The organism is Anaerobacillus alkaliphilus, assembly GCF_004116265.1.
Taxonomy (GTDB): domain Bacteria; phylum Bacillota; class Bacilli; order Bacillales; family Anaerobacillaceae; genus Anaerobacillus; species Anaerobacillus alkaliphilus.
This window is the reverse complement of sequence record NZ_QOUX01000039.1, coordinates 94,314-111,363: the sequence shown is the minus strand read 5'-3', so window position 1 is coordinate 111,363 and position 17,050 is coordinate 94,314. Positions and strand designations below refer to the sequence as shown.

Sequence of the window (17,050 nt, the reverse complement as noted above, 5' to 3'; positions counted from 1 at the left end):
ACCGCTTTCAAAGTTATATTTAAAGGATTCCTCTAATATAGTAGCGAAATGGTACATACAAATTTCTATAGAGGTGACCAAAATGAACATTCGAAAGCTCTCGAAGGATGAGATGGATTACAGCATTTCAATGTCTGAATTTGCTTTTCAATTAGAATTAACAGATGAGCAACGCCAACAACGAAAAGACATGATGAACCCTGAAGAAACATGGGTCGCCGTAGAAAATGATGAAATCATATCAAAAGTAACTACCCTACCTTTTAAGACATACATTCAAGGAAAGGAATTTCTGATGGGCGGAGTTTCTGGTGTTGTAACATGGCCCGAAAATCGTAGAGGCGGGTTAGTGAAAACTTTACTAAAGAAGAGTTTAGAAGAGATGAAGGAAAAAGAACAAACGATTTCGTTTCTATTTCCTTTCTCTATTCCATTTTACCGAAAATATGGCTGGGAGCTTTTCACCGATAAAAAATTGGTTACTGTAAAGAAAGATCAATTTCCTCGCTTTCCTAAAAGGACTGGCACGATTCGAAGGGTTTCAAAAGATTATGAGTTACTCTCTTCTATTTATGAGAAATTTGCTCCTAGGTTTAATGGAATGCTTGTCCGGGATAAAAAATGGTGGAATGGTAGACTCTTTGCAAATATGAAGGGACAAATGGCTGTCTATTATGATGAACAAGGTGAAGCTCAAGGTTATCTCGCGTATGATGTGAAACACCGAGTTATGAAAGTCCATGAGCTCGTTTATTTAAATACTGATGCTTGGAAATCTTTGTGGCACTTCATTTCCGATCACGATTCGATGATTGAAACTGTCGAGTATAAAACATCGGCTAATGACCCTGCCTTATTTTTCATTAGTAACCCGTTAGTTGAACAAAAAGTTGAAGCCTACTTCATGGCAAGGATTGTTGATGTAAAACCATTCCTTTCACAATATCCTTTTCATTTGGCGGAAGGTGAAACGGTAGTTCTCCATGTTGAGGATGAGTTTTGCGAATGGAATAATGGAACGTATTTTATAACCAATCGTGAGGTAAAGTTTTTTGAGCAAGCCAAGGAGGGTGCTTCATGCACTCATCCACCGAAACGTGGGGTTACTTGTACCGTTCAGCATCTAACCGCTATGTTGTTAAACTATCAAAAACCAACTACCTTATTATATTTTGATGCGATATCGGGGAGCGAAAACGAGATCAAATTACTAGAAAAAGTGATTCCAGCTAGAGAACCAGCATTTTATGATTTCTTTTAAGGGGAAACCGGGCAGAGGCCCGGTTTTTTTGCTGTAATAAACGAAGTTTGCAAGGCGCACTTTATGTTATTCGATCATTTCATAACGTCTTTCTATCATGTTGTTTTGTTATTCGATCATTTCGGTGCATTATTCGATCATTTCATTGAGTTATTCGATCATTCACTATTTTAAACTGTTAAAACGAAGAAATTATCCTCTCGGCTCCTCTTCTTGCACCAGAAATATTTCTAGCCACTGGCCCCAATTGAAGCTCTGCTAATGCCCCTAACAAATAAAGTCCTTCATCCCATTCTAACGATTGTTTAGGAATTGGGTATCCGCATGAAGCGCAAGGTAAGCAATAGGTTTGAATAAGCTCTTGTAACCACTCCATTCCGGGCGGTTTCTGTTCGAACCCAGTGGCTAAAAGAATGGCATCTGCTGAAAGTACCTCACCTGACTTCAGTGTAAGTAACTCGTCTGAGACATCCATTACTTCATCTATTTTTACGTCTAAAATGCCAGATTTTTTACGGCGCTCAATTTCGGTCTTCAATTCTACTGGTAATGAACCTGAAAATCGTGCAGCTTTTATTACTTTTCTTCGCTCTTCGTAGCAATGAATTTGGTGAAACCTACTCATGTATTTTGGACCCAACCATCCCGGATCTGAGTCGAATTGGTGCACTTTAAGTGGATGCCTTGTCAGTATTGTAACGTTTTCCGGAAGAAGATTACTCCACTTGATCGCAGCGTGAGCAGCACTAATTCCTGCTCCAACAATTACAATCGAACTTCTTACAGCTATCTCTTCTTTATCATCAAACACATGTACGATGTTACTTCCCTCTTTTTTCCCTTCTCTCGCCCATTCCGGCCACCTTAGTTGGTCACTTAAGCCAATCGCAATCACAACATTTACAGCTTTTATTTCAACATTATTTTCAAGTGTAACAATCCAACCTTCGCGAAATTTTTTTAAGGCTTTTACTCTCCCTTGAACCCAACATTTATCTATATTAATTTGTTCTAGTACTTCATCACAATGTTGATTAAAAAGATGTAAATCTGGTCGATCATAAGGTGCATAAAATTTAACAAAACCTTGGTTTCGGTGTTGCTTTGCATATTTTTCAAGAGCAAATGGACTTGGATCTATATGATGAATTGACGGAGACCGTAAATATGACATCCCTATGGTTTTTGTGAAACTTCTCCAGTTCGATAATGGCTTTTCTTTTGGATCAATAATGTTTAAATCATGGGCTTTTATATGTAGACTTTGTCTTAAATAGCTAGCCATTGTGCAACCTTGGATGCCGCCACCGATGATAACCCATTTTTTCATGTCTATTCTCCTTTTTAAAACGTAATGATTACTAATTATTAAGATATATGATACTATATCTATATGCTAAAACACAAAACGAAATTATTACGTTTCTAGAAAGAGGTTACTAAATGACTGATCATCGTATTCCTGTTACCGTATTAAGTGGCTATTTAGGTTCAGGTAAAACTACAATTTTAAATAATGTTCTACATAACCGTGAAGGATTAAGGGTTGCTGTAATTGTCAATGACTTAAGCGAAGTAAATATAGACTCTACTCTTATTAAAGACGGTGCAGCCATTTCTCGAGTTGATGAAAAACTAGTTGAAATGTCTAACGGCTGTATTTGCTGTACGCTTCGTGAAGATTTATTAGTCGAAGTAAAGAGGTTAGCTGATGAAAAAAAATACGATTATATTTTAATTGAGTCTACTGGTATTGGAGAACCGTTACCGATTGCACAAACATTCTCTTATGTTGACGCGGAAAGTGGCATTGATCTGAGTGAGTACTGTCGTTTGGATACTATGGTAACAGTTGTCGACGCGTTTCGTTTCTGGAATGACTTCTCATCGGGAGAATCATTAATGGATCGCAAACAAGCGGCAAACGAGGAAGACCACCGGGAAGTAGTTGATTTATTAATTGATCAAATCGAGTTTTGCGATGTGCTTATTTTAAATAAATGTGACTTGGTTAGTGAGGAAAACTTAGCTGAACTAGAAGGTATTCTAAGGAAATTACAACCAAGGGCAAAGTTTATTCGTTCAGCCCATGCTAATGTTCAGACAAAAGATATTTTAAACACTGGCTTGTTTAATTTAGAGGAAGCAAGCCAATCAGCTGGTTGGCTGCAAGAATTACAGCATGAACATGTACCAGAAACTGAAGAATACGGCATTTCCTCGTTTGTATATAGAGCAAAACGACCTTTTCATCCAGAACGTCTTCTCGCCTGGATCGAGGCGTGGCCAAAAGAGATAGTTCGAGCTAAAGGGCTACTTTGGATTGCCACTAGAAACAACATAATTGCTTTAATGAGTCAAGCTGGGCCTTCAGTGTCTTTTGAGCCAGCAGGATATTGGATAGCATCCCTACCACAAGCAGAACAAGATGCTACACTAGAAGAAGAGCCAGAGTTGAAGAAACTATGGGATCCAGAGTACGGTGATCGTATTACTGAGTTAGTCTTGATTGGAATTCGTTTTAATAAAGAAGAAATTATTGCAGGTTTAAATGAGTGTCTACTAACTGAGGATGAAATGCAATCAGACTGGTCAACAATTGTTGATCCACTACCTGAATTTCTAGAGTTGTAGATAGATGAGAAAGGCTGTCCCTACGATAAAGAGACAGCCTTCTTTCTATTTTCTAACTTTCTGTTTTTCATTACGTTTTTTTGCCAGTTCATCTATAATAAATTCTTCTTCTAGGAAAAAATCGTCAAGGTCGATGTCATCGTCATCTTCATCTTCAAAGTCAAAAGGATCATAGTCTTCATCTTCTACAAGTCCAAAGATTAGATCATCAGCGATTTTATTAAGATCATCTTCAAGGACATCTTCTAATTTATTTATTGTGTCCGATAACCCTCGAATTTTCACATCATACATTTTAGCTAATTGCTGTTTTGACAGCTCATCTTCTCCGAAAGCAACCATAAAATGACCGATAATAAAATGAAGCGCAGCTGCGTATTTAGGGATATTTCTAATATTCCCGCCTGTTTTCGAGCAATAAACTTTCCAGAGAGTTATTGTTAGCCCTTCAAGAGTGGGCTTGATTTCTTTTGCTACCTTTAAATTCGCTCTTACAAGCTCACTTACTTGTTTTTGATTAGGATTGTCCCAGGGCATATCATTAAAATCAGGTAGCCCATTAAAAGCAACTTCAATGATCTCAGGAAAAAATTCATCTGTAAATTGTTGAGGTGATAGTTCATCAGAGTGTATCTCATAGAGACTTAAAATCTCACCAATCTGCACCGCACTTGTTATCACCTGGAAAGTACCGAAAAAGTAGGTTCGATTATGACAACTCATTGTCATTCCAAGTACGTAGTAACCATCTAAATCCTCACCGATCTTTTCATCGTTATTAGGTACCAATAATTGTATTTGTTTTTCTTCTTCTGTAAAAATATCTTCTACAAATAGAACCATTTGGTCGTCTCTTTTCACCTTAAAAACCGACGGTGCAGTCCCTGGCAATTTCTCTAACGCTTCTCTTAAAGCTGGCCTAGTAATTTTTTTGCTATGTTTTTTAATATATGACTCTAGTATCGTTTGTTTAGTTTCAGCAATTGGCAAAGAAAAAATAGCCCAAGTCATTAATAAAAAACCTGCATGATCAAATTGATCTTCATCTTCAAAGATGGCTTCTTCAAAAAATTCATTTATACACTCTTCCAAACCATCTTCGTAGTGTGATTGAGCATAATGGAAGATATCTTGTTGGAGCTCCAGGATATTGAATTCAATTAACTTATCAATATCAGTAGGAACTTTTGAAGCGCAACAATTTTTATACTTTTTGCTACTCCCACATGGACATGGCTCATTTCGTTTCGTCAATGTTTACACCTCTCTATCTTTATCAGCTATCTTTTTCACATATTCTTTTATTTCTCTAAGCTCACTTTTCGTCTTTACTAATTCTCGTAAAATAAAAATAGCTAAAACAGCAGTTATGATGTCAATAGTCATTATAAAATCCTCCTATGCCGTACATTTCCTCATAATTATTATTAACAGCAAGTTTCTATTATAAACATATTATTAGTAGTTTGTTAGCTTTAATAGTAGAGTAATTTAGACATTAAATCTAGTAAGAATTGTAGCTAAATTCCCCCCTATAAAAAAGAGAACCTGCCCTTTGCAGATCCTCCTAGCCTACCTTAACTATTTTCAATCTCTTCAACTAATAGCGACAGTTCTTCCCAGCGTTCCATTGCTGCTTCTAAATCTGCCTCTACTTGCTTTTGTTTTGCAAAGAGCTCATTAATTTTACCAATATCACTTCCGGAAGCAGCGATCTCCGCCTCAAGTGCCTCTTTCTTTTCTTCAAGACCAGCGATACGGTCCTCAATTTGGTTCCACTCCTGCTGATCTTTATACGAGAGCTTTTTCTTCTTTTCCTTGCGTGGTTGCTCCTGCTTAGCAGTCGGGACAACCGCTTCTGCTTCAAGTTCTCGGCGCAGTTGTTCCTCTTCCATATAATCTGAATAACTTCCTTGAAAACGCGAAATGGCACCATCGTTAAATACTAAAAGATGATCAACAACGCGATCTAGAAAATAACGATCATGGGAAACAGTAATTACGACACCTGGGAACTGATCTAGGTAGTCCTCTAAAATACTTAACGTTTGGATGTCTAGATCATTTGTTGGCTCATCAAGAAATAATACGTTAGGTTCTGTCATTAATATTTTCAACAGATATAATCTGCGGCGTTCCCCACCTGACAAGCGACGGATATAGGTCCATTGCATTGGTCTTGCAAAAAGAAAGCGCTCGAGCATTTGCTCAGCCGTAATGGTTTGGCCACCTGTGGTATGGACAACTTCAGCTACCTCTTTTATAAACTCGACGACACGAAGATCACCATTCATCTCTTCGTCCCCTTGCGTATAGTAGCCAATTTTCACGGTTTCGCCTACTTCCACCACGCCACTATCTACAGCTATACGACCAGCTAAGATGTTTAGTAGTGTTGACTTCCCACTACCATTTGGTCCAATAATCCCTAGACGCTCACCTGGAACTAATAGGTAACTAAAATTTTTTAAAAGCTCCAAACCACCTAAAGTTTTCGAAATACCTTCAACTTCTATGACTTTATCACCTAAGCGTTGTGACCCAATCGAAAATTCAATGTTCCCCTGTGTTGTCGGTCCTTTTTGATTTTGTAAATCTTCCACACGATGAATTCGCGCTTTTTGTTTTGTTGTACGTGCCTTTGCACCACGACGAAGCCAGGCTAACTCTCGACGCAGGATATTCTGTCGTTTGTCTTCATTCTGCTCGGCGATTATTTCTCGTTCTGCTTTTTTCTCTAGAAAGATTTCATAATTTCCTTCATAAGTGTAAAGACTTCCACCATCTAGTTCAAAAATATGATTCGTTACACGATTTAAAAAATAACGATCATGGGTAACTAATAGTAGAGCCCCTTTATATTGGGCTAAAAATCCTTCTAACCATTCAATCGTTTCATTATCTAAATGGTTGGTTGGCTCATCTAATATTAGAAGATCAGCTCGTTGAATAAGTGCTTTGGCAATCGCAACCCGTTTTTTCTGTCCACCAGATAATAGACCTACCGATTTTGTAAAGTCAGTAATTCCTAAGCGTGTTAAAACCGTTTTTGCCACCGTATTGGCTTCCCAAGCATCTAGTTCGTCCATCTTTTGTTGCTTTTGAAAAAGACGCGTTTGCAGCTTTTCGTCACCTAGATCTTTTTCTAAGTCAGCCAGTGCCGTTTCATATTCTCGCATTGCTGTCATAATGCTAGAGTCACCGTAATAAATTTGTTCAAGGACCGTTAATGCATGGTCTAACTCCGGCTGCTGTGGGAGGTACTCGATATGAAACTGATTTGCATGGATAATCTTCCCGTTATCCATAGACTCAAGTCCTGCTAGAATTTTTAATAACGTTGACTTCCCTGTACCATTAACGCCAATTAAACCTATGCGATCTTTCCCAGAGATGGTAAAAGAAAGCTGGTCAAATAGTGTCTTATCACCGTATGTTTTATATAAATTTTCAACTGAAAGAATACTCATGTAACTCATTCCTCATTTGCTTCGTATAGTAGGTATTATCTATTATAACAAATAAAACAAGAAGGAGGTGAATCCCTTGGTTGAAAGAGACGATCGTACCTTAGCCATGATGATTTATGTCATAAGTTTCTTCACCACATTTATTGGCCCGCTTATTATTTGGTTGTTGAAAAAAGAAGAATCAGACTTTATTGACCACCACGGCAGAGAGTATTTTAACTTCTTAATTTCTTTTACAATCTACTCGATTATTGGCGGTATTTTAGTTCTTGTCCTAGTTGGTATATTTATTCTTATTGTCATTGGTATTGCTGCCTTTATTCTAACTATTATCGCTGCAATTAAAGCATACGAAGGCGAATATTACCGTTTTCCATTCATATTCCGAATTTTATAACCAAACGTAAAAGTCCACCTCAGGTGGACTTTTACGTTTTTTTGTTCTTTTTCGGTGCCTGGCACCATAGGTTAGTATGGGGGTGATATTATGCATGTGGCGGATGGTGTGTTAAGTGTGTCTGTAGCTGTTGGGACATCCATTGCAGCAATAGGTCTCATTACATATTCTTTAAAAGGAATTAAAGAAGAAGAAGTACCCAAAATCAGTTTACTTACGGGAGCATTTTTCGTTTCTTCGCTCATTAATATTCCGATTGGCCCTACGTCTGTCCATCCCCTCTTAGGAGGTTTTCTTGGATTAGTGCTTGGACGCCGTGCTCCTTTAGGAATTTTTATCGGCCTAATTCTTCAAGCAACCTTGTTTCAACATGGTGGCTTAAGTACATTAGGCGCAAACACCTTATTAATGTCTATCCCTGCTTTATTTGTTTATTGGCTAGCAACAATTTTCAAGAATTATCCTGTGTTTTGGAAAGGATTTTTCTCAGGCTTTCTAGCGATTTGCGGTGGTGTACTTCTATTAATGGTACTGCTACTCTTTTCCGATTCACGGTACGGCGAAGGAACTTTCTCAGTCATCAACATTCTACTTATCGCCTATTTGCCACTTGCCTTTCTCGAAGGTGTGTTAACCGGATTTTCTGTAAAGTACTTATACTCTGTTCGACCAAGTCTTTTTGAAAGAGGTGTAGGACTGAAAAAATGAGAGTGTTTCTTTGCGTTCTCGTACTTGCTTTACTACAACCACACCTAGTATTTGCCCATCGAATGGTAGTTGAAATGAACGAACCCGGGACCATTCAAGTTCGTTATGATGACGGAACTAACTCTGCCATAGCCCTAGTCAAAGCGTTTGATGAAAAGGGTAACTTGTTGTTTGAAGAAACGGCTAATGACTTGGGGATCGTACACTTCGACTCCTCAATAGCCATTCATCATATAATCGCCGACGACGGCATCGGTCATAGAGCCTCATGGGTACTTGAAGAAAAAGTGAACTTACTTAATGCTGTCCCTATTTGGCTAAGAGCCCTATTAGGGATATCTATGCTTTTATTTATCTCTGCCTTATTTTATTATCGATTGAATTAACTAACTAGGAGGACATCAACTGATGAAAAAGGTATTAATCGTCACTTTATTAATGATTTCTTTATTGATTGCCCCAAAAGCATTTGCGCACGAACTCTTTATCCAAGTGAAGGAAGATCAGACGAGTAATGAACTACAAGTTGACGTTTTATGGGGACATCTAAGAGACTTTATAGATCAAGGGAATCCTGATAATTATGAATTGTTTGTAAAATTACCAAATGGTCAAACAAAGCAGCTTGAAATGGAGAGAATAGGAGTTCAAGCAAGAGCATTTATTCCCGCTTCCGAAACGGGTCAGTACGTATTCTGGGCAATGCGCAAACCAAGTACATATACACCTGGGGATGAACCTACGAGGTTGAGTTTACAAAGAGCGAAAACAGTATATCATGTTGGTTCAGGAGACAACATTACTAACCACCCTGTCGGACTTGATCTTGAAATTATCCCGGAAACTAACCTTGCTATTTTCAACCAAGGCTTATTGAAAGGGAATGTTCTTTTTGAAGGTAATCCCCAATCAAATGTAACTGTCACAGCTTACGGTCCTGCTGGAGAACATTTTGAAGGTGTCACTGGTGCTGATGGTGCATTCGAATTTAATCTAAGGTCAAACGGCGAATGGTTGATCAAAGCTAGTTTCCAAACAGATGAAAGCGGAACACTAGATGACACTGACTACGAATTAACTGGTCGAACAACCACGTTAATTTTCGATAATTCATACCCCATCGCTAATGAAAACAATTATGAGAACCCTTTAATGTATATCGCAGTACTATTAATTGGTTTGCTATTAGGTTCAGCATTTACATTTTTGATTCTTAAAAGAAAGAAATAAACCTTCATTGTTTCACGAAAGTGGTGAAGTAGAATGGCTAAAACGCAAGGGGATATCCAATCCGAACTAGAAGGCATTTCTCAATGGGCTTTATCATGGGAAGCAAGAGCGAAATTGATTGCAGTTATAATCTTTATCTTTGGAGTAATAAGTCTTAAAACCGTGTTGTTCGGAATGTTTGCATTTGCGATTGCAATCATAGGTTCATTAGCCATGGGGATATCCATTATTCTATTGCTGAAGAGATACTTAATCATCCTCCCTTTTTTACTATTAATGACGGTCCCATTAATAGTAGGGGGAGGTCTCCCTATTGAACTTGAGCGTGTCTCATTTGCAGCACTTATATTCTTGAAGGCAATTACCTGTATGACGGTGATGACAATTTTGCTTCATACGCAAACTGTTGATGAATTTATGGATAGCCTCACTCACTTAAAGGTGCCACCTATCGTCATTACCATATTGTTATTATCCTACCGCTATGTATTTTTATTTTTTGATGACATTCAAAAAATGCAGTTAGCGGCTAGATCTCGATTTTTTTCTGGTGGCATATCCATTCGTAATTTAAAAGTATATGGTCAATTGACCGGTGGACTCCTTATCAAATCCTTAGACCGAGCCGAAAATGTTTACAGTGCAATGACTGCTCGTTGTTTTAACGGCACCATTCGCTTTCGGAAAAAACGTGCTTTACACGGCTGGGATATTACAAAAACTATCATTCCTTTCTTACTAATAGCAACATTAATAACGATTGAAAGACTATATTTTTAGAAACAAAGAAAGCATCAGCTCTGCTGATGCTTTCTCTGTTTCTAGTAATACACGCTCTCTGTCCATTTACACTTACGACACTTGCGCAAAATTGCGGTTTCATGAAACTCATGGTCACAAGTTTGTTGAATCGACTTTAATTGTTTTTGAAGCTGTTGTTTTTTTATTTCAATCGCTCGGATTTCAGCCTTTATTTGACGGACATGATCAAGATTACTTGTAGATTTTTGCTCCATCATCAACGAACTCCTTCGCTTTTAGCTTCATACCTTCTTCAATGACTTCATCTTCTGTTTTTCCTTGTTCATTTGCAGTATTGCGAATGTCATGAGAAATTCTCATTGAACAGAATTTCGGTCCACACATAGAACAAAAATGGGCTGTTTTTGCCGCTTCCACAGGTAGAGTTTCATCATGATATTCTCTAGCTCGCTCAGGATCAAGTGAAAGATTAAATTGATCATGCCAACGGAATTCGAAACGAGCTTTTGATAAGGCATCATCACGCATTTGAGCACCTGGATGACCTTTTGCTAGATCTGCTGCATGAGCAGCAATCTTGTACGTAATAACTCCTTCTCGAACATCATTTTTGTTTGGTAAACCTAAATGTTCTTTTGGAGTTACATAGCATAACATCGCTGTTCCATACCAACCGATCATCGCTGCACCAATTGCAGATGTAATATGATCATAGCCAGGAGCAATGTCGGTTGTCAGTGGTCCTAATGTATAGAATGGAGCTTCTTTACAGATTTCTAACTGTAAATCCATGTTCTCCTTAATTTTGTGCATTGGAACATGACCTGGTCCTTCAATCATCACTTGAACGTCATGCTTCCAAGCTATGTCTGTTAATTCTCCTAATGTTACAAGTTCGGCAAACTGTGCTTCATCATTTGCATCTGCAATAGAACCTGGACGCAAACCATCACCTAATGATACGGCAATATCATAGGCTTTAAGTATTTCACAAATCTCTTCAAAATGTGTATAGAGGAAGTTTTCTTGATGATGAGCTAAGCACCATTGAGCTAAAATCGATCCACCGCGAGAAACAATTCCTGTCATACGATTAACAGTCATCGGAATGTAACGAAGTAGTACTCCCGCGTGTATCGTAAAATAGTCGACTCCTTGCTCTGCTTGCTCAATTAACGTATCACGATACACTTCCCATGTTAAGTCTTCAGCAATTCCATTTACTTTTTCCAGAGCTTGATAAATTGGTACAGTTCCTACTGGCACCGGTGAATTTCGAATAATCCATTCTCTCGTCGTATGAATGTTTTTACCAGTAGATAAATCCATAATTGTATCTGTACCCCAGCGTGTCGCCCACGTCATTTTCTCTACTTCCTCTTCAATCGAAGAAGACACAGCAGAGTTACCGATATTGGCATTAATTTTTACATGAAAATTGCGACCAATTATCATCGGTTCACTTTCTGGGTGGTTAATATTATTAGGAATGATTGCACGACCACGAGCAATTTCTTCACGAACGAACTGTGGATCCATGTTTTCACGAATGGCTACAAACTCCATCTCAGGTGTAACAATTCCTTGCTTTGCGTAATACATTTGCGTCACGGCGTTACCGTCTTTGGAACGTAGTGGTTTAGTTACTCGATTTGGAAACCACTCCATATTTGCACGTGGGTCATCTAGACGAAACCCATTATCTTCAGGCTTAATATCTCTTCCTTCGTATTCCTCAACATCATTTCGTTCTAAAATCCAGTTTTGTCTAATCTTTGGAAGTCCCTTACGTACATCTACTTCATAATTAACATCTGTATAAGGGCCGCTTGTATCGTATACTCTTACAGGTGGATTTTCCCTTTCACCTGCAATTCCAGTTGTAGCTGTTAATTCAATTTCTCGCATCGGTACTTGAATGTCCTTCCTCGATCCTTCTACGTAAACCTTTTTACTTGCAGCAAACTGTGACTTTAAATCGATCGACATTTCTTTTTGCATTGACAATGTAACTTCCTCCTCAAAAATATGTTTTTTTGGAACTGAAGATACAGCAACTATAAGGAATTGATTTTTACTTCATGAACGCAAAAAATCGGGCTCTGAATAACTCAGAACCCGATAATGGACAGAAGATAAAATCAAAGAAAGAGACAAAGAAATGCCACCTTCTTGTTTTTACTACTTCCCTACGCTGGTATCATCCAGATCAGGTTCCAAGGGTCAAAGAATGCATTCTTTTCTCAGTCCAGCATAATGGACTCCCCTAGTAGACTTTTCTATACTATCATATCGTAGTTTAACGGAAATTAATACCATTTTTTTTATAAAATCAATACCAATAACTGAGATGCAATCGCGACAAAAATAAGGGCAATAGGATACGCAGCTGCATAAGCAATCGCTGGATCTTCAGTGTCAACTAAATTGTTACATGCCCCAAGACCTGGTGTACTAGTCATCCCTCCACAAATTGCACCCAATGAGTGAATAACACTTAGATGAAACAGTTTCTTAGCAACAATAAAAGCTACAACCATTGGGATGATCGTGATCATTGCTCCTCCAATGATTAAACCAACGCCTTCATTTTTTACCACCTCTACTAAACCGCTTCCTGCTGTCGTGCCTGCACCTGCTAAAAACAGGACTAAGCCAACATCTCGAATGACCCGATTAGACGGTTGATAAAACCTGGCTTGTATTGGACCTAACTTTCCAAAATGACCAATAATAATCGCAATTAACAAAGGTCCACCAGCTACTCCCAACGTCATCGTTCCTAGACCTGGGATGTGGATTGGAATCATCCCTACAAGTATTCCTATCAACAAAATTAAACTTAGAGAAAAAATATGAATGTTCGCTTCTTGATGTTGTCTTGTACCAAACACCTCTTGAACTGCTTTTATACGTTCCGGACTGCACACTACAGTCAGTACATCGCCCCGCTCTAAGCGCCAATTAGGACTAGGTGGGAATTCATACCCAGCTCGTTCTAACCTCGTAACAGTGACACTAAACCTTTCCCTCAAATGAATTTCGCGGAGACTTTTTCCAATCATATCTTGGGCATCGACTGTGACACGAAAAATTTTTAAGTTTTCACGGATTTTTACATCTGTTGTAATCTCAGTGCCTATAGCATCCCTTAATTTATTTAAGTCTTCAGGGTAACCAACCGCTATAATTTCATCTTCTTTAAGTAATACCGTATCGTTTCTACCTAAGAAATTTCGATCACCGCGAATAATCCGGCTAATCACAGCAGTACTTTTTAACGTGCGTTGAAGCTCATTTATTGTCAATTTATGAACAGTATCGTCTTCAATTCTGATTGTCATTTTCTTAAGTGAGCTTTTATGCTTTACAGGGCTTACTGTTTTCTGTAGGTCTTTAACCAAATCTATCTTCAAGACTCTTGGGAACAACTGAACAAATAAGACAACGGCAATTACTCCAAAAGGATACGCAATACCATAACCAACGGAAGCAATTGGATCTTTGGTTGCTTCTAATGCAGCGGCCAAGCCCGGTGTACTAGTTAGCGCTCCGGTCATCAAACCAATGCTTAACGGAGCGGATAGGTTAAATATTTTTGAGACGATAACCGTCGTAATCACTGCAACGACAATAATTAAAAAACCTAAGATAGCAAAAACTAAACCACTACTACGCATCATTCGAAAAAAGCGTGGCCCAGCTTGTAAACCCACCGCAACAATAAATAAGCTTAATCCTAAGCTCTGAACAATTGCTGGTATTTGATAACCAAAATGCCCAAGCACCATCGCAAAGAGTAAAACACCAGATGCCCCAAGATTTATGCCTTTTATCTCTATTTGACCAATTAGCGAACCAATAAATAAAACGATAAATATCAAAATTAGTGGATCGTCTAGTAATGACATAAAACTCTCCTCCAAAAATTATTCCCGTGCTAATTATAACAAAACGAACGTGAAACCCTTCACATTTTTTTCGGATGAAAAGGCTTACTTAGTAAAATGTCAAAAAAGCGTCACAATTACTGTTTTTCATATTATTTACGAAAATAATGAAAAAAATCTAGGAAACAAGTTTAAATTTCCTAGAAGTGGATATGCTTATTAGTAGTTTACTAGAAAGGGTGTTTTCAATGGACTACTTAGACCGTTTAGATAAAGCGATTAAGAAAGAGAAGCTTCATATAAAGTACATCCAAGGAAAAATCTCAACCGAAGAGATGGAAATAAAAATTCGTGCAATCGGTGCAAAGCTTAAGCAGAAAAAAAGATCATAACGAAGTTTATTTCGATAAATAGTTAAAAAGAGGGGCCCCCTCCCCTCTTGCTAGCTAATATACTTACCTTCTTGCTTATAAAACCTAAAAGGACTTCATAATTGTGCTAAACAATTATGAAGTCCTTTATTAATTTCCATAAAACTCACTTGCGTTTACATTATAGGTTCTGAGAAGCTCTAGTTCTGCCTCTACCATTTTTTCTAACTGCTCGTTGGCTTCATCAGTGTAGCATTCACCACACTCTTGGTAAATAATGCGAAATTGTTGAGCATGATAAACTAAACCTTTTAAATGATATAAGATTAGTTTTTCGTTATCCGTTAATGGTTCGTCTGCTGTCGCCTCAGCACTATAACTATCAATAAACGCATTATATTCTGCAAATGTTTCTTCACTTAAAGGTTCATACGGTGAGGAGTTTACTAGTACATCAGTCATGATTAAATAACTTCTATCCCAAATTTCTGCTCGTACATCTGTTGGTAATTCAGAAGGCCCTTTAAAGAAAATCATAAAGTAGAAAACAAGGAAAATTCCGCCTATAATAATAACACTTTTCTTATCCATAATACTAACCCCCTATTACTACAATCGTACCACAGATGGGATAAGCCTTCAAAACTTCTGGTAAGTCTCGATATATGTCAACCCCTATTAGTTGGTGTATAATTGCCTTATGTAACTGTTAAAAAGGGAGAATTCATATGCGAATATTAGTTATGACTGCTGTTGCAGCTGAACAAGACGCTGTTTTACGAGGAATTAACAATGATCCAAGATTTGATGTTGTTGCAGGAGGAGTTGGACCAGTGGCTGCAGCGATTTCTACAACAAAAGTCATTGCCAAAGGCGAATATGACCTAGTGATTAGTGCTGGTATTGGCGGTGGTTTTATAGGTCGAGCTGATGTTGGTTCAATTGTCGTAGCAACAGATATTATTGCCGCTGATCTCGGTGCCCAAACAACTGAAGGTTTCGCTAGTATTGAACAGTTAGGTTTCGGAATTTCTAGAGTACCAGTGGACCAAGAGCTTGCCACCAAAGTTGCTGATGCATTTCAAAAAGCTGAGCTATCCACTTTTACAGGTCCAGTACTTACACTCTCAACAGTCACAGGATCTTTCGAAACTGCAGAAGATTTAGCTTTACGAGTGGAGGGGGCTACCGTTGAGGCAATGGAAGGGTTCGGAGTAGCATTAGCTGCTCACGACGCAAAATTACCCGTCTTAGAAATACGCACCATTTCAAATCCGGTTGGTCCTCGTGACAAGTCCTCCTGGAAAATAAAAGAAGCGTTACAACAATTAGAAAAAGCTAGTTCAGTTTTAGCGGAGGTGCTTTAATGAAAATTGTCTATTCCCCTTGTCCTAATGATACCTTTATTTTTCATGCACTTGTACACGGTTTAGTACCTGGTGCGCCAAAGTTTGATGTAACCTATGCGGATATTGATATAACAAACAAACTGGCTGTTGAAGCAAACGGACCCGATATTATGAAAATATCTTACGCAGCTCTACCTTGGATTTCTTCTGATTATACATTGTTGCCATGTGGCGGAGCTCTAGGAAGGGGTTGTGGTCCTCTCGTTTTAACAAATGGTTCTGAAGGGTCTATATCCGGAAAGAAAGTAGCTGTTCCAAGTGAACGTTCAACAGCCTATCTATTATTCCGCTTATGGGCAGCTCAAAATGTTCCTGGCGGTGTAGGAGAAATTATCGTCATGCCATTTCATGAAATCATGCCTGCTGTTCGTGATGGTCTTGTTGATGCAGGCCTAGTCATTCACGAAGCTCGTTTCACTTACCAAAATTATGGGTTAACCATGTTAACAGATCTCGGAAACTGGTGGGAAGAAGATACGAATTTACCAATCCCACTTGGAGCAATTATTGCTCGTCGTTCGTTGGATTTGGAAAAGGTCGCTGATTGGATTCGCCAGTCAGTTGAATATGCATGGGCTAATCCTGACGTTTCCCGTGACTACATTATGTGCCATGCCCAAGAGCTTTCACCTGAAGTAGCTCAAGCTCATATTGACTTGTACGTTAACGAATTCTCTGCTCATTTAGGGGATGATGGATACGCTGCCGTTTTTGCTCTACTAAGTCGTGCAGCTAAAGAAGGATTAGTACCTGAAATGGATCTAGAAAAATTACGTTATTAATAAGGCTCTTTTCGTAAAAATTGTGGCTTTATTATCCTAAAATAATCAGAAAAATACCCTAGATGAAGATATCAGCCAATAAATTATGTAAGAAAAGAGCAGCACTTACTGAATTAGTGGTAAATTATTAGTAATT

Annotated in this window: 18 protein-coding genes and 1 riboswitch; of the genes, 10 read left to right on the top strand and 8 right to left on the bottom strand. The window is 38.3% G+C overall.

Annotated features, from left to right (window positions below; all coding sequences use genetic code 11):
* The first annotated feature begins 82 nt into the window (after window positions 1–82).
* Window positions 83–1,261, top strand: coding sequence for a GNAT family N-acetyltransferase (locus DS745_RS12265; protein ID WP_161568251.1), 1,179 nt, complete (start codon window positions 83–85; stop codon window positions 1,259–1,261).
* Between the two features lie 178 nt (window positions 1,262–1,439).
* Here DS745_RS12265 and DS745_RS12260 read toward each other — a convergent pair whose 3' ends face one another.
* Window positions 1,440–2,591 (bottom strand): FAD-dependent oxidoreductase, encoded by a 1,152-nt coding sequence (locus DS745_RS12260; protein ID WP_129078533.1) that lies wholly within the window; start codon window positions 2,589–2,591, stop codon window positions 1,440–1,442.
* A gap of 113 nt (window positions 2,592–2,704) precedes the next feature.
* Between DS745_RS12260 and DS745_RS12255 the strand changes: the two genes are divergently transcribed.
* Complete coding sequence (locus tag DS745_RS12255; protein ID WP_129078532.1) at window positions 2,705–3,895, top strand: GTP-binding protein; 1,191 nt, start codon at window positions 2,705–2,707, stop codon at window positions 3,893–3,895.
* A gap of 45 nt (window positions 3,896–3,940) precedes the next feature.
* Here the strand turns inward: DS745_RS12255 and DS745_RS12250 are convergent, their stop codons facing one another.
* From DS745_RS12250 to DS745_RS12245, 3 genes are all read right to left on the bottom strand, one after another.
* Entirely contained in the window at window positions 3,941–5,149 is a 1,209-nt protein-coding gene (locus DS745_RS12250; RefSeq protein ID WP_129078531.1) for an SEC-C domain-containing protein, read from the bottom strand.
* Window positions 5,150–5,152: 3 nt separating this feature from the next.
* Window positions 5,153–5,281, bottom strand: coding sequence for a hypothetical protein (locus DS745_RS25385; protein ID WP_277750922.1), 129 nt, complete (start codon window positions 5,279–5,281; stop codon window positions 5,153–5,155).
* A 191-nt stretch (window positions 5,282–5,472) separates the two neighbouring features.
* The gene (locus DS745_RS12245) at window positions 5,473–7,365 is read right to left on the bottom strand and encodes an ABC-F family ATP-binding cassette domain-containing protein (RefSeq protein WP_129078530.1); all 1,893 of its coding nucleotides are present in this window, start codon (window positions 7,363–7,365) and stop codon (window positions 5,473–5,475) included.
* 76 nt (window positions 7,366–7,441) lie between these two features.
* Between DS745_RS12245 and DS745_RS12240 the strand changes: the two genes are divergently transcribed.
* The 5 genes from DS745_RS12240 (at window position 7,442) to cbiQ (ending at window position 10,480) form a co-directional block, all read left to right on the top strand.
* A complete protein-coding gene (locus tag DS745_RS12240) occupies window positions 7,442–7,762 on the top strand; it encodes a DUF4870 domain-containing protein (protein WP_241657805.1) in 321 nt (106 codons plus the stop codon).
* A gap of 90 nt (window positions 7,763–7,852) precedes the next feature.
* The gene (locus DS745_RS12235) at window positions 7,853–8,470 is read left to right on the top strand and encodes a CbiM family transporter (RefSeq protein WP_129078529.1); all 618 of its coding nucleotides are present in this window, start codon (window positions 7,853–7,855) and stop codon (window positions 8,468–8,470) included.
* A complete protein-coding gene (locus DS745_RS12230) occupies window positions 8,467–8,856 on the top strand; it encodes a hypothetical protein (protein WP_129078528.1) in 390 nt (129 codons plus the stop codon). The genes DS745_RS12235 and DS745_RS12230 overlap by 4 nt, the downstream gene beginning before the upstream one ends.
* Before the next feature lie 22 nt (window positions 8,857–8,878).
* A complete protein-coding gene (locus DS745_RS12225; RefSeq protein ID WP_129078527.1) occupies window positions 8,879–9,700 on the top strand; it encodes a DUF4198 domain-containing protein in 822 nt (273 codons plus the stop codon).
* 33 nt (window positions 9,701–9,733) lie between these two features.
* Window positions 9,734–10,480, top strand: coding sequence for a cobalt ECF transporter T component CbiQ (gene cbiQ / locus DS745_RS12220; RefSeq protein ID WP_129078526.1), 747 nt, complete (start codon window positions 9,734–9,736; stop codon window positions 10,478–10,480).
* Window positions 10,481–10,521: 41 nt separating this feature from the next.
* Here the strand turns inward: cbiQ and DS745_RS12215 are convergent, their stop codons facing one another.
* The 3 genes from DS745_RS12215 to DS745_RS12205 all read right to left on the bottom strand — a co-directional run bounded on the left by DS745_RS12215 (window position 10,522) and on the right by DS745_RS12205 (window position 14,373).
* Complete coding sequence (locus tag DS745_RS12215; protein WP_129078525.1) at window positions 10,522–10,719, bottom strand: hypothetical protein; 198 nt, start codon at window positions 10,717–10,719, stop codon at window positions 10,522–10,524.
* Window positions 10,694–12,463, bottom strand: coding sequence for a phosphomethylpyrimidine synthase ThiC (thiC, locus tag DS745_RS12210; protein WP_129078648.1), 1,770 nt, complete (start codon window positions 12,461–12,463; stop codon window positions 10,694–10,696). Before thiC ends, DS745_RS12215 begins: the two co-directional genes overlap by 26 nt.
* Window positions 12,464–12,631: 168 nt before the next feature.
* Window positions 12,632–12,740: riboswitch (TPP riboswitch) on the bottom strand.
* 46 nt (window positions 12,741–12,786) lie between these two features.
* Window positions 12,787–14,373, bottom strand: a complete 1,587-nt coding sequence (locus DS745_RS12205; RefSeq protein WP_129078524.1) for an aspartate:alanine exchanger family transporter — start codon at window positions 14,371–14,373, stop codon at window positions 12,787–12,789.
* A gap of 227 nt (window positions 14,374–14,600) precedes the next feature.
* Here DS745_RS12205 and DS745_RS24590 point away from each other — a divergent pair, with 227 nt between their 5' ends.
* Window positions 14,601–14,744, top strand: coding sequence for a hypothetical protein (locus tag DS745_RS24590; RefSeq protein WP_161568250.1), 144 nt, complete (start codon window positions 14,601–14,603; stop codon window positions 14,742–14,744).
* Between the two features lie 129 nt (window positions 14,745–14,873).
* Here the strand turns inward: DS745_RS24590 and DS745_RS12200 are convergent, their stop codons facing one another.
* Window positions 14,874–15,314 (bottom strand): hypothetical protein, encoded by a 441-nt coding sequence (locus DS745_RS12200; protein ID WP_129078523.1) that lies wholly within the window; start codon window positions 15,312–15,314, stop codon window positions 14,874–14,876.
* Between the two features lie 137 nt (window positions 15,315–15,451).
* Between DS745_RS12200 and DS745_RS12195 the strand changes: the two genes are divergently transcribed.
* Window positions 15,452–16,090: a futalosine hydrolase gene (locus DS745_RS12195; protein WP_129078522.1), complete on the top strand. Its 639-nt coding sequence runs from the start codon at window positions 15,452–15,454 to the stop codon at window positions 16,088–16,090.
* Entirely contained in the window at window positions 16,090–16,914 is an 825-nt protein-coding gene (locus tag DS745_RS12190; RefSeq protein WP_129078521.1) for a 1,4-dihydroxy-6-naphtoate synthase, read from the top strand. The genes DS745_RS12195 and DS745_RS12190 overlap by 1 nt, the downstream gene beginning before the upstream one ends.
* The last annotated feature ends 136 nt before the right edge of the window (window positions 16,915–17,050 follow it).

Bases quoted from the DNA above. Each gene is read 5' to 3' on its own strand.
- DS745_RS12265 (WP_161568251.1), top strand. From the start codon at position 83: ATGAACATTCGAAAGCTCTCGAAGGATGAGATGGATTACAGCATTTCA.
- DS745_RS12260 (WP_129078533.1), bottom strand. From the start codon at position 2,591: ATGAAAAAATGGGTTATCATCGGTGGCGGCATCCAAGGTTGCACAATG.
- DS745_RS12255 (WP_129078532.1), top strand. From the start codon at position 2,705: ATGACTGATCATCGTATTCCTGTTACCGTATTAAGTGGCTATTTAGGT.
- DS745_RS25385 (WP_277750922.1), bottom strand. From the start codon at position 5,281: ATGACTATTGACATCATAACTGCTGTTTTAGCTATTTTTATTTTACGA.
- DS745_RS12245 (WP_129078530.1), bottom strand. From the start codon at position 7,365: ATGAGTATTCTTTCAGTTGAAAATTTATATAAAACATACGGTGATAAG.
- DS745_RS12235 (WP_129078529.1), top strand. From the start codon at position 7,853: ATGCATGTGGCGGATGGTGTGTTAAGTGTGTCTGTAGCTGTTGGGACA.
- DS745_RS12230 (WP_129078528.1), top strand. From the start codon at position 8,467: ATGAGAGTGTTTCTTTGCGTTCTCGTACTTGCTTTACTACAACCACAC.
- DS745_RS12225 (WP_129078527.1), top strand. From the start codon at position 8,879: ATGAAAAAGGTATTAATCGTCACTTTATTAATGATTTCTTTATTGATT.
- cbiQ (WP_129078526.1), top strand. From the start codon at position 9,734: ATGGCTAAAACGCAAGGGGATATCCAATCCGAACTAGAAGGCATTTCT.
- DS745_RS12215 (WP_129078525.1), bottom strand. From the start codon at position 10,719: ATGATGGAGCAAAAATCTACAAGTAATCTTGATCATGTCCGTCAAATA.
- thiC (WP_129078648.1), bottom strand. From the start codon at position 12,463: ATGCAAAAAGAAATGTCGATCGATTTAAAGTCACAGTTTGCTGCAAGT.
- DS745_RS12205 (WP_129078524.1), bottom strand. From the start codon at position 14,373: ATGTCATTACTAGACGATCCACTAATTTTGATATTTATCGTTTTATTT.
- DS745_RS24590 (WP_161568250.1), top strand. From the start codon at position 14,601: ATGGACTACTTAGACCGTTTAGATAAAGCGATTAAGAAAGAGAAGCTT.
- DS745_RS12200 (WP_129078523.1), bottom strand. From the start codon at position 15,314: ATGGATAAGAAAAGTGTTATTATTATAGGCGGAATTTTCCTTGTTTTC.
- DS745_RS12195 (WP_129078522.1), top strand. From the start codon at position 15,452: ATGCGAATATTAGTTATGACTGCTGTTGCAGCTGAACAAGACGCTGTT.
- DS745_RS12190 (WP_129078521.1), top strand. From the start codon at position 16,090: ATGAAAATTGTCTATTCCCCTTGTCCTAATGATACCTTTATTTTTCAT.